Below are 23,384 nucleotides of genomic sequence, written 5' to 3'. Positions count from 1 at the left end.
AAACGCCAACCAACGTACGCTGAAAAAGGAATTGCAGTCACCAAGTACTTTAGATCTTTTAGTCGCTGAAAAAAGAAAGAAATGCAAAAAAAGAACAAACCAAAAAAAGTCGAAATTAAAGAGGTACAAAGAGGTACTATAATGAGTGAGAAAAAACAGCTTATCGAGACAAAGGAATATCGTCGATTCGCGGAATTTTGTGATGCTTGTATTAAAAACAAATATATTGGTATTTATTATGGTCTTCCAGAAATAGGTAAAATATTATTTTCCAGATATTACACTAATTGGGATCAAATTAGCCCCAAAATTAATTAAACTAAGTTTACTGAGATCTCCTTAAAAGCAACGGAAGAAGTTCTTGATGCTCATGCGATTTTTTATACAGCACCAGCTTTAGCAGCAACTAAAATTGGCCATAATATTTTTTCTCGATGTTACGCCCTAGCAGCGACAAAAAATCATTATTTATGGAAAACTGGGGTCATAGAGGAAAATGATATTTTTGATAATTTAGGGAATTATCAAGGAGTTTACTTGATAATCATTGATGAAATTGATCGGTTGAAGCTACAACACTTGGAACAATTACGCCGTATTTATGACGAATATAATCTGGCTATGATTTTCATTGGAATGCTTGGAATCGAAAAGCGATTATCTCGTTACCGCCAATTGTATTCTAGAATTGGTTTTTCTCATGAATTCTCTAATTTGAGTAAAGAAAAAAACCATCATATTTTAGAATATCAATGGGCTGATTTAGGAATTGATCTGAAGTTAGAAGATTTTTCTGATTATGAAGCTATTATCTCCGTTATAAAGATAACTAAGGGAAACTTCCGCTTAATTCACCGACTATTTACACAGATTGATCGTGTTTTAAAGATTAAAAACATGACTACGTTTACTGTGGAAGTAGTTGAAGTTGCAAGAGATAGTCTCGTGATAGGTATTTAATATAAATGTCACTACTATAAACAGATAGTGACATTTAGCTCTCGAAAAAAACAGGCCATTTAAATACAAAAGTTACAGAAACAGTGACTTCACTTATGAAGAACTAGAAAAACTATCAATGGCTAGTACTGATAGCCTGTATGTGGCGCATGTCCTTGAAAAGAACGGGGGATATCTTGCTGTTTGTACTAACGTTGTATTGACAATTAAAATTTTGTTTAGTACACTGTTAGTACAAAGAACGAATGGAGGTAATTACATGTCTCAATCAACAATTACATTTAGAATTCCTGATGATGAAAAGGAACTGGTATTAGAATATGCAAAAGCTCATAATTCTTCATTAACCGAACTTTATCGGAATGCCGTACTAGATAAAATTGAAGATGAAATTGACTTAAAAACTTTGCGGAACGCAATGAAGATTTCCAAGGAGAAAAAGGAGGTTGGTATTTCTCAAGTGGAGATGGAGAATTTGTTAAATGAAATATAAAGTTGTATATATGCCACAAGTACAGAAACAATTAAAAAAAATGGATAGAAACCAAGCCAAAATTATAGTTGCATGGATTAGAAAAAATTTAGAAGGTACTGCTGATCCTCGTCAGCATGGAAAAGGGTTGACAGGAAACAGAAGTGGAGAATGGCGTTATAGAATTGGAAACTATCGGATATTGGCTAACATTTGTGATTCTGAAATTGTTATACAAATATTTTCAATTGGTCATAGAAGTACCATTTACAAAAAGTAAATTACGTCACAAAAACGACAAACAGGAAGATTGGAATGGCCAGAAGTTTAATGAGCTATAATGCTAAAAATGAAATTTTGAGAGACCTACTCAAACACCAAGACATTACAGTACTTGATGAAAAGAGAGTTAGATTTTCTTAAAAACTCGCTTCCCAGAAATATTAAAGTTGTTGATAACACTCTCAAAAACGATGGTTTGTGAGACTTTAAAAAGAAGCAATTCAAAGCAATCAATAGAAAGAGGAATCCTTTAAACTAAGGGTCCCTCTTTTCTAATAACCTGTCTCAAAATCAACGTCTCATATACTCTCGTTTGCGATTCAATAAAGAGAACAAAAGAATGGAGGAAGAAACTTGTCGTTCAAAAATAAAACCGTCGTTTTCACAGGTACGCTACAAACTCTAATTCGGAAACAAGCACAAGATCTTCTCATTCTATCCGGAGCAGTGTTCTATGAACGGGGATATTGAACAGTTGCAACAAACAAAAAAATTTGGAGTGAACGAAATATAGGACGTTCCGAAGGGCGAGAACGTCAAGCATGGCAACCAACAGGCTGGCACCCAAAAAAGGTTGATTGAAAAGAAATTGTCAACCGAGGGTATTTGCTTGTCTATACGTCTAGTTTTAACTTTGATACAGAGAGAAACTTTAAAAAAGGTGAATTAGGTAGCAAAGACAACCCGAAAAATCTTACAACACAGACCGCTTTTTCTAATCAAAAAGTTCAGACAATTTTCGAGAAGTTGGTTCGAGAAGCGCAAAAATCAACGAAAATAAAGTCGTGTATCAAATAGTGAACTTTTTTAGAGAAAATGAATGCATGCCAAGGGGCTACTGGTTGCAAGCGATTGACAGTGCAGGTACAATTAATTTTAATGTATACGAGTAAAACGTACAGCCAAACGTCGAGTTTCACTATGAAGATGGCACAAGTAAAATCGATCGAACAATGAAAGTGAGTTGGGAATCATGACCAAAGAAGAAAAAATAAGCATGATTGTACTAAACAGTGACTTTACTTATGAAGAACTAGAAAAACTACCCATGGCTAGTATTGATAGCCTGTATGTGGCGCATGTTCTTGAAAAGAACGGAGGATAGATACTTGAATTTCTTTTATGTGTACGTTATAATGTACATATATAGAAAGAGGTGTTTGCTTTGAAAACTATTACTCCAACAAATTTAAGAAAAGATATGTTTAAAGTGTTGAAAGAAGTAGCTAATTCAAATTCTGAAATAGAAATTACTATGAATTCAAAAAACGGCTTGAATGATGGAATTATCATGATTTCTAAAAGAGAATGGGAGACCTTACAAGAAGAACTCTACTTGCAAAGAACTGGTACATTGGACTATGTATTTAATCTAATGGAAAACGAAAAAGATGATGAATTTGAGGTAGTTTAATATGGCTACTGATTGGAAAGTAAAAGTGTATAAAGATGTATTAAAGAAGCAACTACCTTTACTAAAAGCAACTGGTTTAATCTGTGATTACGAGGATATTATCGGTATTCTAAAAAAAAATCCATATGAAAATATTAGAAGTAGAGAAAAATTCAGTCTTCGAAACAAACAAATTTTTTCTATGAGAATTAACAGCAAACACAGGGTTGTTTACACAATAGAAAAAGAAAAACATTTGGTAAATGTTTGGAGTGCATGGTCTCATTATGAAAAGGAGTGCCGAAGTAATCCTCTCAAATGCGATAATTTAAAGTTTCTGATAAAGAGACAATCGATGCAACTAATCAATAAGAAACATCAGGAGATAAAGAAAAAGTTAATCTTAAATTAATTAAAACACAGAGTTACTATTATGTAACGTAAGCCTGAAATGAAAGGGGTATCATATGAAATTAGGTATTATTAAATCAAATTTTCCAGATGAAAAAAGAGTTCCTCTGCTTCCTCAAGATATCGGTTCTTTTCCTAATAAATTGTATATTCAAACAGGTTTAGGGAATGAATTGAATATTCCAGATAAAGCTTATGAAGAAAAGGGCGCTATTATCACCACAAAAGCAACTATTTTTAAAGAATGTGATGGAATTTTCTCTTTAAAACTTATCCAAAAAGAAGACTACCATTTAATTAGAGAAAATCAAATTATAATCGGATGGACACATCCTTTAGGTTCGGGAAAGTATTTCATGGAACAGCAAGCACTTCCTAAAAACCTTATTGTTGTTGATCTAGATAATCGGTTTCCCACACTTTTTTATCAAAATACGCAAAAACGTATAAAATGGATACCAACAAATTTTGTTAGAGAAAATAGTTTTTATGCAGGATACGCAGGTACTTTACATGCTTTACTTTCGTATGGACTACTTCCGACAAGTAATGAAAGAATTGCAATACTAGGTTCAGGAAATGTTTCCCAAGGAGCTTTTTATGCGCTTTTCAAATTCGGTACTCAAGTAACGATGTTTTATAGAAGAACTTTACCCGAATTTAAAAATTGTCTTTCTGATTTTGATATTATCATTAACGGTATTGAAGTCGGAGAACGAGGACAATCTATTTTAAGCTTAGCTGAGCAACAAACATTAAAAGATGGCTGTTTTATTATCGATATAGCTGCCGATGCAGGAAATGCTATAAAGAATGATAAATTTACAAGCATAAAAAAACCAATTTATTTCGAAGATAATCACTGTATCTATTGTGTTCCTAATACACCTACTTTAGCTTATAGAAATGTTAGTAAAATTTTAAGTAAGCAGTTTTCTAAGTATATCTTTTCTAAGGATATAGAGGACTTTAAATGGTGTCTTAAGAATGATGAAACCTAACAAGTTTATTATTTACGGGGGAGAAAAAGGATTTGTTTGTAGATTTTCTAAAGTTTAGAGGATATACCTTTATCCTAGGAATCTTTTACATTGTAGCGTTAGGACTGTTAACGAAGAAAAGTAAATTTTTTTCCTTGTTTACTGTATGAAGTTGTTTCTCAACTAATATTTATGATTTATTTTATTAGGACTGGAATAATTTTAATGTAGCCAGATAGCAATAGAGGTTTTGGACCTTTCAATAGATTTTTAAATGTAATAGAGTCTTTTTGATTGTTTTCTATGTCTAAAGACGACAAAAGTTTATCACATACAGATGGAATTGTAAGTATCACATAGTTTTCACCCAAAAATATAGAAGAAAAGTAATCTAAGGGGAATTAAGAAAAGATATTGGAAGAATTTTGCGGAAGCTTTGTGAGATGAAAGAGGTATAAATAATCGAAGCAGATGCAATGCCAGATCATATTCACATATTGGTAAAAGTACCACTGATCGAATCCGAGATAGTATAAGTAAACGAGAATACGTTGATCCATTCAAAATGAAGAAAAAGAAATAAAGTAGCGAGCGAAGAGCGGTTGGTGGTCTTTTAGAAAGCTCCATTTATGGAGTAGGCGAGTAGTGACCTCTTCTAGAGGTGTTAAAAAGCCACCCGTGAGAACGGGTGGCTGTATTACTTTGTTTTTGAACAAGTAAAATATTACTATGAAAGCGAATATTCTCGAAGCAATCTTTTTTGACGAACACCATAATTGGGATAATTTTATTGAGAAACACGAGCGAAAGATTCGGATAGTCGTCAAACGGGAAGTAAACAAGTTTAGATATTGTGGAGATATTTGAAAAGGATACCGACTGTTTGTCTGAGAAGGATGTCATCAAACAAAGTTTGTTCCCTTGAAATGTCGTGGGAAGTTCTGTACAACGTGTGCAACAGTTGAAAGCCAAAGGTGGTCAGCGGTTGTGGCGAATGATATGTTTAAAGTGACACATCGGCACGTAATCTTTACACGGTTTATTAAGCAAATGAAAGAAATATATTATGATAAATTTCAGTTCATCAGTTTGTTAGTTACGATAGTGACAATAGTTGCGCTGTTAGTTTTATCATATCTTGAGGTAACTAATTTGATAGTAGTTATAGTCTGGGTTGTAATGGTGCTTTCTGAATTTACGGTCGCTTTTGCTATGTATACCAGAGACATAAGAGCTCTTGAAAGGGAACTGGGGAAAGTAAATGAGCTGCAGGAGTTAGATATGAGTTTTCCGAAAGATATGATTCTTTCTTTCCTAACTAATACTAGGATAATCAATGATAATGAAAGGTTCTTTAACTTAGTTTACGCAAGTGTGCAAGAATTAAACAGGAAAGAAGCGTTGTTTGCTTTAGTAAGAATAAAAAATTATAAAGAGCCAGTGTATTTAAGAGATACGTTTATCATATTTTATGGGATGGTTTCTTTATCATGGTATTTTACTCATAGAAAGAAGATATATGCAAAATGTACTAGAAGACTTTTTAGCCGATAGAATTTCTCAGTTTGAAAGAAATGAATCAACTAATCGAAATTCTTCTAGAAAATATTTAAGTACACATTATTAACGCTCCACGTTAAATGAGAAATATTTGACTAAGATATTGACCAAGAAATCATTTTAGAATGGTTTAAATCGTAGTAAGATTAATACAGTCAATTGAGTTAGATTGATTGATTATTTAGTGATATAAAACCTTGATAAGACAACAGATATTCATGACGGGAGAGTATAAAAAAATTTGAAATTATGGACACTCCTAAAGGAAAGATGAAAAAAGAAGGAGAAAAGGAAAAGAAACCAACGAAGATTTATGTCAGTAGGGTATCAAAATGGTAGAACAGATAAAAAGAATATACGTTCGATAAAGTGTGGCAACAGTATTGAAAATAACAAACGAACGTGTTAAACTTAGTTCGAAAAATAAAAACAGCTAAGTTTATTTAGTTGTTGGCGAAAAACGTTCTTCATTTCTATCCTTATAATAATCTTCTAAATTTTTTATTAAAGAGTAACCTAACTAAAATTCAGACACACACTACTTTGTTTTTGAACTTGCACAATAACTTCAGATTAAATAAAATGATTGAAGATAAAAGTCGAATGAACAAGGCTGTAACTATGATAGGCATGCTTGTTCGGTTTTATTTTTTTAGAATAGCAGCTTACAAATTCTGAAAATATTTTGCTTTTCTTCCAGTGAAAGGCTTCTTAAGAAAACTTGTTCTAACACTTTTCTTAAGAATTTGATAGTCTTAAAAAGAAAAGAGGCGATGAAATGTTAAAAACGGATCGATTCCAAGCGATCATGTCGTTATTAGAGGTTAACGGTACAGTACGAGTCAGCGATATTATGAAGAAGTTTTCGGTTTCGGATATGACAGTCCGACGTGATTTGGACGAAATGGAGAAACAAGGATTATTAGAACGCGTCCATGGCGGAGCGAAATTGAAAGATTTTTATCGGCATGTGGAGCTTTCTCATAGAGAAAAACAGATTATGCTGCAAGAAGAAAAGCAGCGGATTGTGGAAAAGGCGAATGAAATGATCAATGATGGTGATACGATATTTCTTGGACCAGGAACTACAATCGAGCTCATGTCAAAAATCATTCAAGGGGATTCACTGCGGATTGTTACAAACTGTTTGCCTGTTTTTGAAGAATTAAATAAGCGAAAAGGGAATCGAAAAATCTATCTATTGGGTGGCGAGATGCGGGAAGCGACTCAATGCTTTGTTGGTGAGATCACGAATAAATCGCTACAGGATATGAATTTTCATAAAGCGTTTTTCAGCTGTAATGCTTTAAATGAACAGAGAATTATGACTTCGACTTTTGAAGAGGGCCAAACTCAACAGATTGCTCTGAATAATTCTGTTGAACGCTTTTTATTGATTGATCATTCGAAAATTGGGAAAAGAGATTTTTCAGTGTATTATAATCTAAATGATGTAACAGTAGTTATAACGGATGATGATGAACAAAAGCATTATGAAAAAATCGAAAAAGAAGAAAAATATGTTGTGTAAATGAAAAACTGCCAAACTCTAGATAATTAGAACTTGGTAGTTTTTTTGTAGCCTTGAATTTAAGCAAATTATGTTATATTTAGGGTGCAACATTTCTAATTCCCCCGAATACTTGATACAACATTTGAAAAAAAGAAGTCAAAGAATCCGCAATCAAACAACAAAAAGTCAAAAAAAGTACAGAACAAACAAGAAACAAAAAGAATCGTTGAGGAATACCAACAAAGGCAAGCTTAAAGGAGGTGAAAAGCAGCATAAACGTTGATAATTTCTTTATTGGGTGTGGCAAGAGATGGGCTATGCTTTTTGAAATGGTTTTTACATCTATTTATTTTTTATAGGTAAAATAATACCCCGAAGTCTAAAGACATTCGGGGTGTTTCTAGCTTATTTAGCTTCGGCTGTATAAGTCATGTTATGCGCTGACCTTCTCTTTTTTTTCAGCTGCGTATGCAGCATTGCGTTTTTTCATTTGACGAGCGTACCAAATGAAGATTAAAAGGTATGCACCTAATGCTAAGGCAGCGTATATCACAAATTCGATTTGTCCTTGAGAAGCATTACCGACTAAATAGCCTAGGAATTTTTCAATCGGGCCTTCCATCGTTGTATGAGAGATCATGGCGGACCCGCTCAAGCCGGCTGGAAAGGCTCCGACTGCTTTAGCTGTTTGAGTAACGAACGGGGCAATCAAGGTACCTGACCATAAGAATAATGGTAATTCGATCGCGCCGATTACGATCATACGGATTAATTTTCCACGAGTTACGACCAATAGTGCTGGGGTAACACCCATTGCGATGATTCCGCCTAGTGGCAATAATTTATTTCCTGGTAAGATGATGGCTTCTAGCAACATGATTGGTGCTAATACGTTGGCGGCAGCCCAGATTTCAGCGCGGCCTGCTAAGAAAGGCCAGTCTAAACCTATGTTGATGGTACGTCCTTTTAGTCGTTTATTGGCAAAATCGGTAATCCCTTGTGATAACGGTTCTACGGCTGCGATGAACCAAGCGCCTATCAAAGAGAACAATTCCAAACAGACGGCAGCGGTAAAGGCTAGCGAGAAAATTTGCGTTGGTGTTTGTCCTGCTAGTAATCCAACAAAAATCCCCAAATAAATTCCAATCGCGAATTTTGATCCCCAGAAGCCAATTTTACTATTCAATTTGGCAGCATCGAAATCATATTTATCCAACCAAGGGAAGATTTTGTCGAAAATTTTATCGAAAACCATAATAATCGGATTCATCATGTAGTTCATATGAGTCGTGGTCATCGGGTTGCTGTCTGGTGCATTTAACAAGTCATTGAAGGTTGGTTTCATTAAGTCGGAGTTCCAAATTTTTAATACACCAATGAAAATAACTAATGCAGAAGCAATAAACAGATTAGCACCGCAGAAGATCGCGAACAAACCAACAATTGCTAAATGCCAAATATCGAAAATATCCACATCTAATGTGTCGGTTTTTTTCATTGCTAACATGATAATATTGACGATCACCATAATTAGTAAAAAATAAAGCGTGTATGGCGACCCCCATGTGATGGTTGCTAGTGGGGCCCAACCGACATCTGTAATGTTTAATGAAATACCTGTGCGTTCAACAAAAGCTGTCATAGCTTCTGAAAAAGCAGTAGTTAAAATTCCAATAATAGCTCCGATCCCAGTCAGGGCGATCCCTAATTTGATCCCGCCTTCAAGAGCGCGTGACGGTTTTACTTTAAAAAATAAAGCAATAACAGTTAATACGATGGTCATTAACGGTGCCGCCCCTAAATTAATTAGGGGGGTAAATACTTTATTGGCAATATCAATAATTGTATTCATATGTTTTTCCTTTCTTTAGTCCTATTTGTTTAATGATTGGATTGCGCTTTCCATACTTTGGTAAACAGGCTCAGCCATAGCAGGAATACGATAAAGAATAGCACCTGCATCAACGACAGGGATGTTAATGTTAAAACCCAAGTCGGTGTTGGCAATTTGTGCGAAAATGTCATAATGAGAAAGCATTTCTTCATTGATGTCTTTGATCATAACGGCGTCACAGGTGACTTGATAGCCACGATTTTTCAATTCAGTTTCCAAAGCGCTTTTGATTTGATGGCTTGAATTAACTCCTGCTCCACATGCTGCTAAAATTTTGATCATAATAATTCTCCCCTTAAAATAAGTTTATTTTTTATCCTGCGGTTAGGCAGAGACTTCTATATAAAAATGTTCTTCTAAAAAATGATAAATCGCTTCTGTGTCCTCTAATTTGAAAAACGAACACAGTTTTTCTTTGTCAACAGAATTAATGAAATCCATGATATTAGCCAACATGCCAGCCTGTGCTTCACCATTTTCGTTCAAGATCATGAAAAGAAATGAAGCGGAAATCTGATCGCTTGGCGAGATCATGTTGTAGAAAGGGATTTCATTTTTTACTTTGATTGGAATGATACGGGTGGTTCGCACAAACTCACTTTCGGTATGAGGGATAGCGATATCTGGCAATATTTTAGAGACAGGTGAGAGATCCAATCCCGTCGGATAATTACGCTCCCGTTCTAAAAGGTTCTCCAAAAAATCTTCGGTTACCAATTCTTTCTTTAACAGATCTTGATAGACTTGCTCGAACACTTCTTCTTGCGATTGCTTGTCAGAAACATAGACCGTGTCTTTGAAAAAGAATTTATTCACACAAAACAGCTCCTTTATTAGTTCGTTTATGTTTATTTATCTATTTACACGTTGAGTATAATCGCTTACAAAATCATTGTCAACACATAAACGAAAATAAACAAACAATATGTGTTGAAAAATGTTTGTAAATGTTTTATTATAGGGTCGTGGAGGTACAGAATATGCTGAAAACAGAACGACAGCGTTCGATCTTAGCGATGTGTGATCGCTATGGGACGATCACAGTCAAATTTATTCAGGAAGTACTGAATGTTTCAGATATGACGATCCGCCGAGATCTAGAGGAACTCGCGCAGAAGAAAAAGCTTTTACGCGTTCATGGCGGTGCACAAAAAATCGATTATCTGGAAATGTCGACTTCTATAGAAGCAAACGAGCTTTCTCATACTGAAAAAAAGAAGCTGCATACAAAAGAGAAGGAATACATCGCTAAAAATGCGGCGGCTCATATCAATCAAGAAGACGACACGATTTTTCTTGGATCGGGTACAACGATCGAATTAATGACACGATACATCAAGCCGTCATCTCTCCGAATCGTTACCAATAGTCTGCCGGTTTTCAATCTATTAAGTGAAATAAAAAGATTTGAACTGTATTTGATCGGTGGGCTTTATCGGGAAAAGACTGGAGCCTTTGTCGGTTCAATTGCCAATGAAGCTGTTCAAAAAATCGGTATTAAGAAGGCTTTTGTCGGAGTGAATGGATTGAAGGGTTCGGAGGTTTCGAATTTCAGTATTGAAGAAGGTACCTTGCAAAAAATTGTTTTAGATAATGCGGCAGAAAAATGTTTGGTTTCAGATGCAAACAAATTCGACCATAGCGATTTTTATAATTTCTATGATTTGCGCAAGATCGACAAATTATTTACGGATTCTACTCTTTCAGCCGAGCTGAAGAGTTATTATCAGCAATTCACTAAAATCATTCAGTAAAAAATAGGAGGAAACAAAAATGCGTGTAGTAATTGGTTCAGACAGTGATGGCATGGAATTAAAGGAATTAATCAAGAAAAAATTGATCAAGAAAGGTATAACAGTAGTAGATAAGAGTGAAACGGCTTCAGAAGATTTTGTGGAATCAACTTTGGCGATCGCAAATGATTTGAATGAAAACGAAGGTAGTTTAGGAATCGCGGTTGATGGCTACGGTGCTGGCAGTTTTATCACGGCAACAAAGGTTAAAGGAATGGTAGCGGCAGAAGTTTCGGATGAACGCAGTGCGTATATGACCCGTGAACATAATAATTCCCGGATGATCACATTTGGATCAAAAATTGTTGGCGATGAGTTGGCATTGAATATTGTTAAGGAATTTCTACAAGCAAATTATGATGGCGGTCGTCATCAAGTACGTGTCGACATGTTAAATAAAATGGCGTAATTAGGAAGGATGAATGAAATGAAAATCGCAATTGGCTGTGACCACATCGTCACAGATACAAAAATGGCAGTATCAGATTTCTTAAAATCAAAAGGACATGAAGTGTTGGATATGGGGACCTATGACTTTACCAGAACCCATTATCCGATCTACGGAAAAAAAGTCGGAGAGGCCGTGACTAGCGGAGAAGCAGATCTAGGAGTTTGTTTGTGTGGAACAGGTGTTGGGATTAACAACGCTGTCAATAAAGTACCTGGTATCCGCAGTGCGCTGGTTCGCGATATGACGACTGCTATCTATGCGAAGGAACAACTAAATGCCAATGTGATCGGCTTTGGCGCTCGGATTACGGGAGAATTTTTGATCTGTGACATATTAGAGGCCTTCATCAATGCCGATTATCAAGAAACTGAAGAAAACAAAAAATTGATCGCCAAAATCGATCACGTCGAAAAAGCCAGTGACAAGCAGTCTGATCCGCATTTCTTCGATGAATTTATCGAGAAATGGGATCGTGGCGAATACCACGATTAAGCGGGTGGACAAATGATTTTAACAATAACGATGAATCCCTCGATTGATATTTCTTATCCATTAGAAACCTTCAAGCTCGACACAGTCAATAGAGTAAGAAATGTTCGCAAAACAGCTGGCGGTAAGGGTCTAAATGTGACACGTATCTTGAAGCAATTAGATACGGAGGTGATTGCTAGTGGTTTAATCGGCGGTTTTTTAGGTGAAGAGATTAAAAAGGACCTGACTCAAAATGAGATTGCTCATGACTTTTTACCTATCAGCGGAGAGACACGTAATTGCATCGCTGTTTTACATGAAGGAAAACAGACGGAAATCCTAGAAAATGGACCTGTTATTACTGAACAAGAAGCAAGAGCGTTCTTGCAACATTTCGAAAAATTAGCTGTTAAAGCCGAAATCATTTCTTTTTCAGGAAGCTTGCCAGAAGGATTGCCTGCTGATTTTTATCGACAAATGCTGCAAGTTTGTCAGCCAAAGCCTGTCGTTTTAGATTGTTCAGGGACAGCATTAAGGGAAGTGTTGCGAGGCAGTGTAAAGCCTAAGCTAATAAAACCCAATACCGAAGAGCTGGCTGGTCTGCTAGGACGAGAAATCTCAACAGAATTATCAGATTTAAAAGCCGCCTTGTCAGATTCGATGTTTGATGAAATTGAATGGATAGTGGTTTCAATGGGGGGCGACGGAGCCTTTGCCAAACATCACGAGACTTTTTATCGCGTGACAATTCCAAAGATTGATGTCGTCAATCCAGTTGGCTCTGGTGATGCGACCGTTGCCGGATTGACCGCTGCGATTCAACAAGGTCTTTCGGATGAAGCCGTGTTAAAACAGGGCAATGTTTTAGGAATGCTGAATGCTCAGGAAGCGACGACTGGCTATGTCCAATTAGCCAATTATCAAAAACTATATGATCAAATCTTAGTGGAGAAAGTGTAGGAGGATACGGAAATGAACGAAGAAAAACGTCAATATATCAAGCAACTATGCAATGAAGATGGAGTGATTGGGGCCTTAGCAATTGATCAACGCGGGGCTTTGAAGAAGATGATCACAAAATTCAAGGGCAGCGAAGCAGAAGAATCAGAAATCGTTGAATTTAAAGAAATTGTTTCTTCACAATTAACGAAATATGCTTCATCGATTTTATTAGATCCCGAATATGGCTTGCCAGCAGCTGACGTTAGAGCAAAAAATGCCGGCTTGCTGTTAGCTTATGAAAAAACTGGTTACGATGCGTCAACTCCCGGCCGTTTACCAGATTTATTATCGATCTGGTCAGTTAAACGTTTAAAAGAAGCAGGCGCCGACGCTTGTAAGTTCCTACTTTACTATGATGTCGATGAAGCAGAAGAGATTAACAATCAAAAACATGCCTTTATTGAACGAATCGGCTCAGAATGTCAGGCTGAAAACTTACCCTTCTTCTTGGAGCTTGTTTCTTATGATGCGAATATCTCTGATGCGACTTCGAAAGAATACGCCATTAAGAAACCTCATAAAGTCAACGATATGATGAAGGAATTTTCTGATCCACGTTATGGCGTAGATGTGTTAAAGGTGGAAGTACCCGTCAATATGAATTATGTGGAAGGCTATGGGACAGACGAAGTCGTGTACACAAAGGCACAAGCGGCTAACTTCTTCAAGGAACAGGCTGAAGCCACTAACCTGCCATTTATTTTCCTAAGCGCTGGCGTGAAGGCCGAATTATTCCAAGAAACACTGCGCTTCGCGAAAAATGCCGGCTCAACCTTCAATGGCGTACTCTGCGGCCGTGCGACTTGGGCAGATGGTGTAGAAAGTTATATCGTTGATGGAAAAGAAGCAGCATTGGAGTGGATGAATACGCAAGGGCGTAAAAATATTGAAGAATTAAATACCGTATTGAAAGAAACTGCTACACCGGTGGAAGTGTTAACGAACTCTTTATCATAAGAAATCAGACTGTGAAGCACAATTGCTTGTAGTCTTTTTATATGAAAATAATTAATTGTGTTCCTCGAAAATTACGCAAAAAGACTGTCCGCCTATATACTGTAAGTGGATGGAATTTTTTAGCTATCGTAATGAGTTTGCGGCTCGATGCGGTAGCCTTTTTTAGTTAAGTCTGACACACTTGTTTGTTCATAGTGCAGTTCTAAGGTTTTATAAAGGACTCGTAAGATTTTGTGTGTAGTCGCGATTACAGCTTTCTGTTTACTTCCGCGACTGGCTATTCGGTGAAAGAATTCCGAAAATTCAACATTTCCGGACTGTTCCGCCGTTCGTCCAGCGTGATAAAGTACTGTTCGCAAGTACTTGTTTCCTTTTGTGATATGAGCGGATTTTCTGATCCAACCGCTCCCGCTGCTTTCATAGTTTCCCAGACATAGCCCTACCCATGAAGCTAAGTATTTTTCTGATTGAAACGCTGAAATATCTAGGCCGATTTCAGCCTAGATCACTTCGATCGTCGTTTGACTCACCCTTGGGATGGTGCGTAACTTATCAACGACTTCCTGATGAGGCGCGATTCTTTTTTTGAATATCAGTGGTTAATTCATGAATCTGCGTTTCTAGACAATCGATGTACTTTTGAAAGAGTCCCATCTAACGCTAAAAGGATATCTTGTGGAGAAACGCGGACTTTTGCATGAAGACACTTCGTGACGCTTTTCTCCGTCAATTTTTCACCACAAAGAAGCAGGTCTATCAATTTTCTCCCCGTTTTTGCATAAATATCAGAAAGAAATCCTGTAAGTTTGATGTTCGCCTGCTGTAGTACTTTGTGGATTCGATTTTTATGCTGGGTCACTTCAGAAACTATTTTCGAACGTGTTCTGGTCAATGCTTGCAATTCCTGAATATCCAGAGTAAGGACATAACTTGAAGCGACCAGTCCCATACTCCCTAACTCGGCAATCCATTCGGTATCTTTTTGATCGGTTTTTCGACCAACGAGCCCTCTAATGTATTGTGGGGTGGCGAGGATTAAACGAAACTGATTTTCCTCAAGAACAGACCAAATGAGGCGCCGATATTGTCCTGTACTTTACTTCAATACCGTAGTGATTTTTTGTTTTTTGAGCCTCGAAGCGAGTGCTCGCAACTCAAAAGTTCCCGTACCAAAAGTCTTGATCCGTTTCTTTGACCGACTCGTAGAAAAAGATCCTACAAGCAAACAATCAACAACTGTTTTCTGGTGCACATCCAATCCATAATACCGTTCAACCATCACATTCATTATTCCCACTCAACAATTGATTGCTTTTTTTCAAATTGGGCAACTATCCACAGAAAGAACGGTATACAAACATTTAAGTTTATTAAAGACAGAGAAATTTATTGCTAGATCACAAAATGGAATGAACACTTTTTATTATCTTACAAAAGAAGGACATAATTATATTGGAGGTTATTACACATTACCCAAAGTTCCCGAATACAATTGTAGCACCATTTACAAATCAATGATTATCTCATTAAAATATTGCAGCTTTGCCATAGTCACCCTCATTTAAAAGCAGTGGTTTCAGAACGACGGAAAGTCTATGAAGTCAAAGACCAAAAGAAAAATAAAAAAGGTGTAAAATACTTTGTCCCTGATTTTATTTTCGTTTTTGCTGGTGAGAACGGACGAGAAGTGGAGTGGCAATTTGAAATCGAATTGACTTTAAAAACAAGGAATCGTTATCGTGAAGGGGTCTTTCCAAAATATATTAAGCAATTAAAAACTTATGAAGACGCTCGTTTAATTTATGTTACACCTAGTCCAATCATAAAGGAAGAATTATTTAGAGAGTATTTCATTTATCAACAAGGTGAAAAAATCAGAGGAAGTTTTTGAACGACTACATTTATTTTGTGCAGAAGAATTTGAACATGAAATGAAACGATTACTAAAAGAATATAGATTTATTAATTGGAGTGGGACACATGGACAAAAAACGAAATAGTACGGTAGCACAAGAATAAAAACATAAGGAAAGAACTAGCCGCTTTGCGACTAGTTCTTTTAAGTGCATTGAATTTCGCTTCTTTGGCTCACGCTTTTACGGATTTGTTCCCGCTCACTCGTTTTTATGATAGTGCATTGCCGTATGTAACAATCTACTGCTGTTTGTTACAGTATCACAGCCAGTCGAAAACACAAGGGTATATAAACGAGCAAGCTCGCCCTTGTTTTTTTGTCTATGAAACTTTTACAGCACATCAACCGACCGAAATATACTGGCGAAAATGAACAATCAAATCTAAAAACGAAAAAGGGGAAGAGTGCAACAAGTCCTAGCATGAGTCAAAGAAGCGAACAGCTTCCCTCACTCACACCAGACAAAAATGGTTGTTGAAACCACAAAAAAATCGAAAGAGGGGACCGAAAAAGTTTAACGATAACAAATTTGTAAAAGGATTAAAAAAACAAGAAAACGAACAGCTGACAAAACGACATTTAAAAATTGATGGTTGTTTTGAAGGAGATTTCACCACTTGGATGGGCTGTTATGCTATTCAAGAAGACAAACCAACCGCTCTTGATCCTATGAATGAAGAAGTAGCCAAAGAACAAGATGAATATAGAGCAAATGGAATGGTACAGGATTTTAGCGAATGGTATAAGCGAGATATTGTCAGCGGAACCCTAGAAAATTTTATATAAAAAAGAAAGTTTTAAGATAAGTAGATTACTCTATTTTTAGAAAATGATAGTAAGTTCCACGGGTGATTATCCACTCGTGGACTAATATAAAAAATAGGTAAGTATGAAGATGGCACAAGAAAAATGGATAGAATAATGAAAGTGAGTTAGGAATCATGACCAAAGAAGAAAAAATAAGTTTGATTTTACGCAACAGCGCCTTCACTTATGAAGAACTAGAAAAACTATCAATGGCTAGTATTGATAGCCTATATGCGGCACATGTCTTAGAAAACAATGGGGATAAAACAATTACCCCGCTGTGTTGCCAATGTGATAACAATGTGGTATGCTTAGCTTTAAAGAAAGGAAGTGATTTCATGACTGTATCACGACTTAGTATTCGGATTGATGGAGATTTAAAAGAGCAAGCAAAAGAAGTTTATAAAGATATGGGAATGGATTTAACCACAGCTGTTACAATGTTCTTAAAGCAAAGTGTGCGAGAACAACGTTTGCCTTTTCAACCAGGCAGAGAACCCATTGAAAATGTTATTGCCCGCTATGAAGTAGAAAATGGATTGACAACAAAAGTTGATTCAGTGGAAGAATTGATGGAGCATTTAAATGCTGACAATTGAGTACACGTCTATATTTAAAAGAGATTATAAAAGAATGATGAAAAAGCATTACGACATGAAAAAGCTAGAAAAAGTAGCTACTTTGCTCGTCACAAACAACTCAGATGAATTGATAAGAAAATATAGAGACCATGCTTTAAAAGGAAACTGGAAAGGTTACAGAGAACTACATTTAGATAAAGACTGGTTACTAATTTACAGGATTGATGATAAAAATTTAATCCTAACAATGATACGTACAGGAAGTCATGATGAACTTTTTTAATCTCATAAATGATGGGATATGAGACTTCAAAATTAAGTAATCAGTAACACATCCCCCCCGTTCTCACGGGTGGATGTGTTACTTTAGACGAAAATCTGCTTGTTTGATTTTGGTTTTCAGTTGTCAAAGATCAAAGTGGAACGCTATTAAGTCCCTTTTCGTCTATTGGTCGTTCGGTATAACTGGCTTGAAACCATGTTCTGACGGTTGTCAAAGGCGTGTAGCGTGCATTTTACCCTTGGTAATTGTTAGATTATACTGGCTGAATGACTGATAGATGATTAGGGAGTCTGTACATCCACTTCTTTGGAAACGGATAAAGCGAACAAGCTAGTTTTTCCTAAAACCGAGTTTGTTCAAGTGTCTTGGAAGCTGAAACATTACGGGTGTTAACTATAGAAAAATAAGCGCGAGTAATAAAAAAATAGGATGTTTAAAGAGTATATGGGAGAAAACTTGTTCTAATGGAGTATGTATTTATTTGGATTAGGGAATATAATCTTATTTGTTATTAGAAATACATGTATTGGGAGATGGAGAAAATGGAAAGAGAACAAATGATTTTGTTGATTGTACAAAATAGTGATTTTACGTATGAAGAACTTGAACAAATGACTAGCAAGACTTTATATACTTTGTACGAAGCTCATGTGTTAGAAAAGAATGGTGGCTAATTGCCTATTTAAAGAAAAAACTTTCGATTGACTTTTTTGGAACAAAAATTTATTCGATAAAAAACAGTTGTTTTCATATGCTTATAGAAAAACTAGTATAAGGAAATTGTATATGTTTAATGAATTAGTGTTTGAGCAAATCCATCAAGAAAAAGTTATTGAACAGTTTATAAAAAAGATTAAGTGCATTGAAACTAAAGTTGGAATGGAAATCAAAGCACAGGACTGGAAATATGTAAAAACGGATTCACGTGTTGTGGTTTTTACGTTTGGAGAGGTTATATTTTCTCAAAAATGTTATACTGACGGAAACAAGTATCGATACTCTGTTGATGAAGAACTAGGGGTCTCTAGATATCCGCGTTTTTGATGGAATTATTATTACAGAATTGTAGTAATAAACGTTCAATGGCTTGCTTCAATTCTCCAAAGCTATGGTATTCTCTTTCGTGACAAATTTCCTGCTGTAATAGACTAAAGAAATTCTTCATGGTCAAATTATATAATCAGGTATTTTTACGGAACATACTTTGGAAGATCTTACGTTCTTTCAACTTATTACTATAGGCCTTCATTTTATAACCCTATCCTTGATTAGAGTGAAAGGTTTGACGATATACATAATCTTCCGTTATATGGATAGTTTCCCATAATAGCTAATACATCCGGATTCTTAGAGATAGGATAAGCTGTTGTACATATCTAAAAAGGGATCAAAATACAGCTTCTTTTTACGAATGATAGCGTATTTATCCGATTCAAAACATTTTAGTTCTGTTGCATCTGTTGTAATCTTTTGATGAAAAATAGTTGTGTAAAAGTATTGATGCATTCGATTTTTCACAATAGTTCCATTTTTCTCACGATAAAATCATACTGACGAGATTTCTCGTAAATGATTGGATTTTAATATCCAGCTTTCGAATCAAACGTTGAACCTTTTTCTTGGTAACATGGAATCCACGTTTTCACAATTCCTTTATCATATGTAAGCAGCTACAATTTTTATGTCAACTTTTTATTTTAAAAGTTTCCTCTTCATTTTTTTCTGGATGAACCATTTTTTTGCCAATACCTATAGGTTGCTTTCGGAAAGTTCAATGTTTCAAGAAGCTCAACTAGTTGAATGATTCTCGGAGGCTGCCGATGATGCGTACGACTGATTCATTTGTCTTTTTGTTTCCTTTTTTCTTCGATACGATGGTTTCGTCTTTAATAGCTGATCTACTCTTTCTGCACGAAAGATTTTCATTTAGTTGGCGATTAATGTAGGATTATTTATCTCTAAATGATTAGTACTTCACGATAAGACAGCTATAACTCTATCACATCTATCTTGAAATGAACAAAGAAGATTTTGACTTTTTCGCAGAAGACCTTCTTCATCGAACACGTGATAAGCATTGAACCAATTTTACATCCGCTGTTCTGATTTCACTCCATATTTTTTCGATAAATAAGATATGCCTGCTTTGAGGCTGTGATATAAGTAAAAAGATGACTTCAAAATTCGAACAATGAATTTGAAGTCATCTTCTTTATACTTATAAAGTATCAATTTTACAGCCTTCCAGAATGATTCATAAAATCTTAAACGAATGATTGTGGTTATCGACATTTTTTCATTCGTTTTTAGCTTAACGAAAATGACTTTTTATACGAAAACTAAAACTCTAAAAAAACAAAAAAAGGCTACCTCCTACTAATCGCATAGTTAGCCAAAATGGTATAGAGCACTTCAATTAATCGTGATTGAGGTGTTCTTTCTATTTGATAAATAACTTCCTCCAAGTTCTTGGTAACGGGACTGATCGGAAAGCATCCGATAAATGATTCGCAACAGTAGATGTACTGTCGCAATAATTGCTTTTTTATGACCGGCGTTCTTTCTTATACGAAAGAAAAATGCCCGTATTCGATTAGATTTCCCTTGGGAAATCGCCGCTGCTCCCTGAGCCAATACTTTTTTCAAATAAGAATTGCCTTTCCTTACTCTTTTACTTCGCGTTTTCCCGGCGCTCTGGTTGTTTCCCGGGCAGACTCCCGCCCACGAAGCTAAATGTCCGGCTGTCGGAAATACCGATATATCTAACCCAATTTCTGCTAGTACGACAGCTGCCGTTCGGCGATTGATTCCTGGTATTTCCTCTAAATGTTCCACATACTCTTCATAAGGCGCGAGATAGTCGTTGGTTGTTTCTTCGACTTCTTTTATTTGATTTTCCAAACACTCGATTTGAGTGAGATGAAGAGCCAACATTTTACGATAATGTGGTGTCATGAATCCTTCTAAGGATTCCATCAATTGAGGAACTTTTCTACGTAAAGTAGTGTAAACACACGCTAGAATGAGACTTTCTGTAATGGGTTTGTCCTCAACCAAGGCATAAAGTAAGGCTCTTCCGGATTTTCCATAGATATCTTTTATCACTGAAGTCAATTTGATTCCGGCATTCTGTAAAACCATATGCCCACGATTCTTTTCCCGATTCAAGTCTTCCACCAAATGCTTGCGATACCGAGTCAAGTCTCTCAATTCCTGAATCGGTTCCGGTGGAATGAAACTGGTAGGAACGACACCCAAACGAGTAAGGCGGGCGATCCATTCCGCATCCTTCATATCGGTTTTCTTTCCCGGGATATTTTTGATCTGACGAGGATTGGCCAATTGTAGCTCAAAATGGTTCTGTAGAATCCGCCAGACACATTTCCAATAGACTCCAGTACTTTCCATACTGATATGTGTGACGTCATAGGACACCAACCAATCAGATAATTCGAACAACCCACGAGTAGTGGTATCGAAGCTAGCGAAAAACTTTTCCGGGCGTTTTTTTCCATCAATAGAGCGAATAACACAGGCAACAATGACTTTTTGATGGATGTCTAATCCAGCACAACAAGAACGAAGGACATCTTCCATAATAAAAAAACTCCTGAAAAAAAGTTCAGAAGAGGCTATTCTACTTATAGAAATGATTTATTTTTATACGCAGGTTCTATGACCTAATGATTGGTACAAATAAGTAGAATGATCTAGTTTGTCACTCAAGGTCAACTTGGAGAAAAACCTCAATAAGTAATCGACCTACAAGCCACTCCTGTCAGTTTTAGTATGACAGGAAATGACCTGTAGGTCGATTCTTTTTCGTTTTCATTCTGTTTGGTGGCGGGAACCGCCATGGGTGTTTGTCACAGCTTCTTTAGTTTGAATTCAAAACTAAATTTTTCCATAAAAATCCCGACCAGATTTCTCCATTCGGTATTTTGTCTAATTTTTAAGTCTCACTACAAAATATTTTCTTTTTTATTTATATATTTGGATATAAGTTATAAAAAAGTGGTTTTTAGTTTTAGAATCTTGTAAGATTAGTGTAAGGAACTTTTTAAAGCCAAAAATGTGCGTATTTTTAGGGGGATTTCTAATAAAAGTTTAGGAGTGAAAAAATGAATAAGTTTCAAAGTTGGCTTTTGGCTAATAAAAATCTGTTAATTACAAATGTAGTAATGTGTCAAGTGTTAGTTTTAAGTATAGGGATAATCAATTTCCCTTATATTGATGATACAGGCAGACAAATCGATGGCAATACGGACTTTGCTAGAAGTTATTCTCGCTGGGGTAGCGAAATTGGTTCTTGGTTAGTTCAAGGAAGTAAACATCTTACGGATATGGGGTTGTGGACGCATATTCTTTCTGGACTCATTGTATCAGTGACAGGGATTATCATTGTTTGCTCTTTTCATAAGAAGCTATCTTTTTTAGCTTTAACAGCATCCATGTTGGTAGGATTTAATCCTTGGTTTTTACAAAATTTAAGTTTCAGATTTGACAGTCCTTACATGTCTTTGAGTCTTTTATTTTCTGTTATTCCACTTCTTTTTTGGAATAAAAATAAAGTCTTATTTTTGGTTGTTTCTATTTTAAGCATTTTTTTGATGTGTAATACTTATCAGGCGTCTTCAGGGATCTATGTGGTGATGGTGTTAGCATTATCACTGAAACAGCTGTTAGACAATCAATCGTTTATTGATGTGCTTAAAAAAGCGATTGTAGCTATGATTAGCTATATAAGCGCCATGTTTCTTTATCTTATTGAAACAAAATTTAACCCTGAAATAGCAACACGAGGCGGTATGACAACAATCGCGAGCGTTAAGGATATACCTAAAACAATCTTAGTAAATAGTCAAATGTATCTGTCAAAAATAACTGAGCAGAGTACAAAACTATGGATACTGTTGTTTTTTATTCTAGTAATTTTCTTTGTTTTAAGTACGGTTCTTAATGCGAAAGTATCGCCTGTTAAAAGCTTTTTATACGTAGTATTGTTTCTATGTTTAGGTTCTATTTTGAGTTACGGCGTCTTTTTAATCTTTCCGGAAAAGCTTCTTTTAATTTCACCTAGGTACGGCTATGGATTTAGTTTTTTTGTAGTTTCAGTTATCATGCTTACTTTGGCAAATACTTCTAAAAACGTGCTAGGATATGTGTCAAAAACAGCGGTTTGTCTCTTCTGTGTTTACCTTTTATCTTTTACATTTGTTTATGCTAGTGCGTTAAGTCACCAAAAGGAATCCTTTGAACGACAAAGTATGATATTAGCCGATGATTTAAAAGACCTAGTGAACCGTGACACGGTGACCGTGCATAGTACGTCTTTATTTAAGGATTCGCCAGTATTTGTCAATAGTTCGAAGAATTATCCTATATTAAAAGAACTGGTTCCACCAAATGAAGCCCTTTATTGGCCAAATCAGTTTTTATTTAGAACGTACACTGGTTTAAATGTGAACATGGAGATTTTTGATATTAACGCGTTGAATAAAGAAGAAAGTGAGTTAATGAAATCTAATTATTATCATGACATTTATGTAAAAGATTCAGAAATATTTGTTCATGTTAAATAATCCTAAAATAAAAGTAATATCAAGGCAATTGAAAGGCCAAAATAAGTTATAACCTTAGAGGCTGTCTCACCCCTAGA

At 35.8% G+C, this 23,384-nt stretch carries 25 protein-coding genes and 5 pseudogenes; 24 read left to right on the top strand and 6 right to left on the bottom strand.

The genetic code is table 11. From position 1 onward, the window contains the following. Positions 1–141 precede the first annotated feature (141 nt). The 12 genes and pseudogenes from AB1I62_RS09040 (at position 142) to AB1I62_RS08985 (ending at position 7,589) form a co-directional block, all read left to right on the top strand. Positions 142–318 (top strand): hypothetical protein, encoded by a 177-nt coding sequence (locus AB1I62_RS09040; RefSeq protein ID WP_367019196.1) that lies wholly within the window; start codon positions 142–144, stop codon positions 316–318. A gap of 168 nt (positions 319–486) precedes the next feature. Beyond that, complete coding sequence (locus tag AB1I62_RS09035; protein ID WP_367019430.1) at positions 487–960, top strand: AAA family ATPase; 474 nt, start codon at positions 487–489, stop codon at positions 958–960. Positions 961–1,219: 259 nt separating this feature from the next. Continuing rightward, complete coding sequence (relB, locus tag AB1I62_RS09030; RefSeq protein ID WP_202521446.1) at positions 1,220–1,453, top strand: type II toxin-antitoxin system RelB family antitoxin; 234 nt, start codon at positions 1,220–1,222, stop codon at positions 1,451–1,453. Then, positions 1,443–1,712: a type II toxin-antitoxin system RelE/ParE family toxin gene (locus tag AB1I62_RS09025; protein ID WP_367019195.1), complete on the top strand. Its 270-nt coding sequence runs from the start codon at positions 1,443–1,445 to the stop codon at positions 1,710–1,712. Before relB ends, AB1I62_RS09025 begins: the two co-directional genes overlap by 11 nt. 506 nt (positions 1,713–2,218) lie before the next feature. Beyond that, a pseudogene (locus AB1I62_RS09020) lies at positions 2,219–2,691 on the top strand (DNA/RNA non-specific endonuclease); the annotation flags it as partial. Then, the gene (locus tag AB1I62_RS09015) at positions 2,688–2,819 is read left to right on the top strand and encodes a hypothetical protein (RefSeq protein ID WP_367019194.1); all 132 of its coding nucleotides are present in this window, start codon (positions 2,688–2,690) and stop codon (positions 2,817–2,819) included. The pseudogene AB1I62_RS09020 and the gene AB1I62_RS09015, both read left to right, overlap by 4 nt. Positions 2,820–2,879: 60 nt before the next feature. Further along, entirely contained in the window at positions 2,880–3,128 is a 249-nt protein-coding gene (locus tag AB1I62_RS09010; RefSeq protein ID WP_367019193.1) for a prevent-host-death protein, read from the top strand. Position 3,129: 1 nt separating this feature from the next. After that, entirely contained in the window at positions 3,130–3,519 is a 390-nt protein-coding gene (locus AB1I62_RS09005) for a Txe/YoeB family addiction module toxin (protein WP_367019192.1), read from the top strand. 55 nt (positions 3,520–3,574) lie between these two features. Continuing rightward, a complete protein-coding gene (locus tag AB1I62_RS09000) occupies positions 3,575–4,519 on the top strand; it encodes a N(5)-(carboxyethyl)ornithine synthase (protein WP_367019191.1) in 945 nt (314 codons plus the stop codon). Between the two features lie 282 nt (positions 4,520–4,801). Continuing rightward, positions 4,802–4,953, top strand: a pseudogene (locus AB1I62_RS08995) (transposase); the annotation flags it as partial. A gap of 451 nt (positions 4,954–5,404) precedes the next feature. Then, positions 5,405–6,052, top strand: a pseudogene (locus AB1I62_RS08990) (transposase zinc-binding domain-containing protein); the annotation flags it as partial. A 784-nt stretch (positions 6,053–6,836) separates the two neighbouring features. Continuing rightward, positions 6,837–7,589: a DeoR/GlpR family DNA-binding transcription regulator gene (locus tag AB1I62_RS08985; RefSeq protein ID WP_367019190.1), complete on the top strand. Its 753-nt coding sequence runs from the start codon at positions 6,837–6,839 to the stop codon at positions 7,587–7,589. Between the two features lie 415 nt (positions 7,590–8,004). Here the strand turns inward: AB1I62_RS08985 and AB1I62_RS08980 are convergent, their stop codons facing one another. Genes AB1I62_RS08980 through AB1I62_RS08970 form a run of 3 tightly spaced genes read right to left on the bottom strand, consistent with a single transcriptional unit; the run spans position 8,005 to position 10,281 of the window. Further along, positions 8,005–9,423: a PTS transporter subunit IIC gene (locus AB1I62_RS08980; RefSeq protein WP_367019189.1), complete on the bottom strand. Its 1,419-nt coding sequence runs from the start codon at positions 9,421–9,423 to the stop codon at positions 8,005–8,007. Positions 9,424–9,444: 21 nt separating this feature from the next. After that, positions 9,445–9,747, bottom strand: a complete 303-nt coding sequence (locus AB1I62_RS08975; RefSeq protein WP_016178528.1) for a PTS sugar transporter subunit IIB — start codon at positions 9,745–9,747, stop codon at positions 9,445–9,447. A 42-nt stretch (positions 9,748–9,789) separates the two neighbouring features. Then, entirely contained in the window at positions 9,790–10,281 is a 492-nt protein-coding gene (locus AB1I62_RS08970; RefSeq protein WP_016178527.1) for a PTS sugar transporter subunit IIA, read from the bottom strand. A gap of 164 nt (positions 10,282–10,445) precedes the next feature. Here AB1I62_RS08970 and AB1I62_RS08965 point away from each other — a divergent pair, with 164 nt between their 5' ends. Genes AB1I62_RS08965 through lacD form a run of 5 tightly spaced genes read left to right on the top strand, consistent with a single transcriptional unit; the run spans position 10,446 to position 14,139 of the window. Further along, on the top strand, positions 10,446–11,219 hold the full coding sequence (locus tag AB1I62_RS08965) for a DeoR/GlpR family DNA-binding transcription regulator (protein ID WP_010731480.1): 774 nt from the start codon (positions 10,446–10,448) through the stop codon (positions 11,217–11,219). A 19-nt stretch (positions 11,220–11,238) separates the two neighbouring features. Continuing rightward, positions 11,239–11,667, top strand: coding sequence for a galactose-6-phosphate isomerase subunit LacA (gene lacA / locus AB1I62_RS08960; RefSeq protein WP_016178526.1), 429 nt, complete (start codon positions 11,239–11,241; stop codon positions 11,665–11,667). Positions 11,668–11,685: 18 nt separating this feature from the next. After that, entirely contained in the window at positions 11,686–12,201 is a 516-nt protein-coding gene (lacB, locus tag AB1I62_RS08955) for a galactose-6-phosphate isomerase subunit LacB (protein ID WP_010731482.1), read from the top strand. Between the two features lie 12 nt (positions 12,202–12,213). Further along, the gene (gene lacC / locus AB1I62_RS08950) at positions 12,214–13,140 is read left to right on the top strand and encodes a tagatose-6-phosphate kinase (protein WP_016178525.1); all 927 of its coding nucleotides are present in this window, start codon (positions 12,214–12,216) and stop codon (positions 13,138–13,140) included. A gap of 12 nt (positions 13,141–13,152) precedes the next feature. Next, a complete protein-coding gene (gene lacD, locus AB1I62_RS08945; protein ID WP_367019188.1) occupies positions 13,153–14,139 on the top strand; it encodes a tagatose-bisphosphate aldolase in 987 nt (328 codons plus the stop codon). Positions 14,140–14,258: 119 nt separating this feature from the next. On the opposite strand, the gene AB1I62_RS08940 is transcribed toward lacD, so the two are convergent. Both AB1I62_RS08940 and AB1I62_RS08935 read right to left on the bottom strand, forming a co-directional pair. Beyond that, positions 14,259–14,633: a transposase gene (locus AB1I62_RS08940; protein ID WP_367019429.1), complete on the bottom strand. Its 375-nt coding sequence runs from the start codon at positions 14,631–14,633 to the stop codon at positions 14,259–14,261. Positions 14,634–14,743: 110 nt separating this feature from the next. Further along, positions 14,744–15,223: pseudogene (locus tag AB1I62_RS08935) on the bottom strand (transposase); the annotation flags it as partial. 193 nt (positions 15,224–15,416) lie between these two features. On the opposite strand from AB1I62_RS08935, the pseudogene AB1I62_RS08930 reads away from it, so the two are divergent. The 6 genes and pseudogenes from AB1I62_RS08930 to AB1I62_RS08905 all read left to right on the top strand — a co-directional run bounded on the left by AB1I62_RS08930 (position 15,417) and on the right by AB1I62_RS08905 (position 18,769). Continuing rightward, positions 15,417–16,139, top strand: a pseudogene (locus AB1I62_RS08930) (ArsR family transcriptional regulator). Positions 16,140–16,528: 389 nt separating this feature from the next. Continuing rightward, on the top strand, positions 16,529–16,840 hold the full coding sequence (locus AB1I62_RS08925; protein ID WP_367019187.1) for a hypothetical protein: 312 nt from the start codon (positions 16,529–16,531) through the stop codon (positions 16,838–16,840). Positions 16,841–16,995: 155 nt separating this feature from the next. Next, positions 16,996–17,460, top strand: a complete 465-nt coding sequence (locus AB1I62_RS08920; RefSeq protein WP_367019186.1) for a type II toxin-antitoxin system RelB/DinJ family antitoxin — start codon at positions 16,996–16,998, stop codon at positions 17,458–17,460. Next, the gene (locus AB1I62_RS08915; protein ID WP_367019185.1) at positions 17,447–17,725 is read left to right on the top strand and encodes a type II toxin-antitoxin system YafQ family toxin; all 279 of its coding nucleotides are present in this window, start codon (positions 17,447–17,449) and stop codon (positions 17,723–17,725) included. The genes AB1I62_RS08920 and AB1I62_RS08915 overlap by 14 nt, the downstream gene beginning before the upstream one ends. A 542-nt stretch (positions 17,726–18,267) precedes the next feature. Next, positions 18,268–18,399 carry a hypothetical protein gene (locus tag AB1I62_RS08910; RefSeq protein WP_367019184.1) on the top strand — a complete coding sequence of 44 codons (132 nt, stop codon included), beginning with the start codon at positions 18,268–18,270 and terminating at the stop codon, positions 18,397–18,399. A gap of 112 nt (positions 18,400–18,511) precedes the next feature. After that, entirely contained in the window at positions 18,512–18,769 is a 258-nt protein-coding gene (locus AB1I62_RS08905) for a hypothetical protein (protein ID WP_367019183.1), read from the top strand. A 1,368-nt stretch (positions 18,770–20,137) separates the two neighbouring features. Here AB1I62_RS08905 and AB1I62_RS08900 read toward each other — a convergent pair. Beyond that, a complete protein-coding gene (locus AB1I62_RS08900; RefSeq protein ID WP_367019182.1) occupies positions 20,138–21,322 on the bottom strand; it encodes an IS110 family transposase in 1,185 nt (394 codons plus the stop codon). A 524-nt stretch (positions 21,323–21,846) separates the two neighbouring features. Between AB1I62_RS08900 and AB1I62_RS08895 the strand changes: the two genes are divergently transcribed. Continuing rightward, positions 21,847–23,307, top strand: a complete 1,461-nt coding sequence (locus AB1I62_RS08895; protein WP_367019181.1) for a glucosyltransferase domain-containing protein — start codon at positions 21,847–21,849, stop codon at positions 23,305–23,307. The last annotated feature ends 77 nt before the right edge of the window (positions 23,308–23,384 follow it).

The sequence above is a fragment of the Enterococcus sp. AN402 genome (assembly GCF_040719405.1).
Classification (GTDB): domain Bacteria; phylum Bacillota; class Bacilli; order Lactobacillales; family Enterococcaceae; genus Enterococcus; species Enterococcus faecalis.
The sequence above is the reverse complement of the archived record's forward strand: the minus strand, read 5'-3'. Positions and strand labels throughout refer to the sequence as shown.

Excerpts from the sequence above, each read along its gene's own strand:
- lacA (WP_016178526.1), top strand. The coding sequence starts at position 11,239 with ATGCGTGTAGTAATTGGTTCAGACAGTGATGGCATGGAATTAAAGGAA.
- AB1I62_RS08965 (WP_010731480.1), top strand. The coding sequence starts at position 10,446 with ATGCTGAAAACAGAACGACAGCGTTCGATCTTAGCGATGTGTGATCGC.
- AB1I62_RS08915 (WP_367019185.1), top strand. The coding sequence starts at position 17,447 with ATGCTGACAATTGAGTACACGTCTATATTTAAAAGAGATTATAAAAGA.
- lacC (WP_016178525.1), top strand. The coding sequence starts at position 12,214 with ATGATTTTAACAATAACGATGAATCCCTCGATTGATATTTCTTATCCA.
- AB1I62_RS08905 (WP_367019183.1), top strand. The coding sequence starts at position 18,512 with ATGTTTAATGAATTAGTGTTTGAGCAAATCCATCAAGAAAAAGTTATT.
- AB1I62_RS09000 (WP_367019191.1), top strand. The coding sequence starts at position 3,575 with ATGAAATTAGGTATTATTAAATCAAATTTTCCAGATGAAAAAAGAGTT.
- AB1I62_RS08980 (WP_367019189.1), bottom strand. The coding sequence starts at position 9,423 with ATGAATACAATTATTGATATTGCCAATAAAGTATTTACCCCCCTAATT.
- AB1I62_RS08895 (WP_367019181.1), top strand. The coding sequence starts at position 21,847 with ATGAATAAGTTTCAAAGTTGGCTTTTGGCTAATAAAAATCTGTTAATT.
- AB1I62_RS09005 (WP_367019192.1), top strand. The coding sequence starts at position 3,130 with ATGGCTACTGATTGGAAAGTAAAAGTGTATAAAGATGTATTAAAGAAG.
- AB1I62_RS08920 (WP_367019186.1), top strand. The coding sequence starts at position 16,996 with ATGACCAAAGAAGAAAAAATAAGTTTGATTTTACGCAACAGCGCCTTC.
- relB (WP_202521446.1), top strand. The coding sequence starts at position 1,220 with ATGTCTCAATCAACAATTACATTTAGAATTCCTGATGATGAAAAGGAA.
- AB1I62_RS09025 (WP_367019195.1), top strand. The coding sequence starts at position 1,443 with ATGAAATATAAAGTTGTATATATGCCACAAGTACAGAAACAATTAAAA.
- AB1I62_RS08910 (WP_367019184.1), top strand. The coding sequence starts at position 18,268 with ATGGAAAGAGAACAAATGATTTTGTTGATTGTACAAAATAGTGATTTT.
- AB1I62_RS08975 (WP_016178528.1), bottom strand. The coding sequence starts at position 9,747 with ATGATCAAAATTTTAGCAGCATGTGGAGCAGGAGTTAATTCAAGCCAT.
- AB1I62_RS09015 (WP_367019194.1), top strand. The coding sequence starts at position 2,688 with ATGACCAAAGAAGAAAAAATAAGCATGATTGTACTAAACAGTGACTTT.
- AB1I62_RS08900 (WP_367019182.1), bottom strand. The coding sequence starts at position 21,322 with ATGGAAGATGTCCTTCGTTCTTGTTGTGCTGGATTAGACATCCATCAA.
- lacD (WP_367019188.1), top strand. The coding sequence starts at position 13,153 with ATGAACGAAGAAAAACGTCAATATATCAAGCAACTATGCAATGAAGAT.
- AB1I62_RS08985 (WP_367019190.1), top strand. The coding sequence starts at position 6,837 with ATGTTAAAAACGGATCGATTCCAAGCGATCATGTCGTTATTAGAGGTT.
- AB1I62_RS09040 (WP_367019196.1), top strand. The coding sequence starts at position 142 with ATGAGTGAGAAAAAACAGCTTATCGAGACAAAGGAATATCGTCGATTC.
- lacB (WP_010731482.1), top strand. The coding sequence starts at position 11,686 with ATGAAAATCGCAATTGGCTGTGACCACATCGTCACAGATACAAAAATG.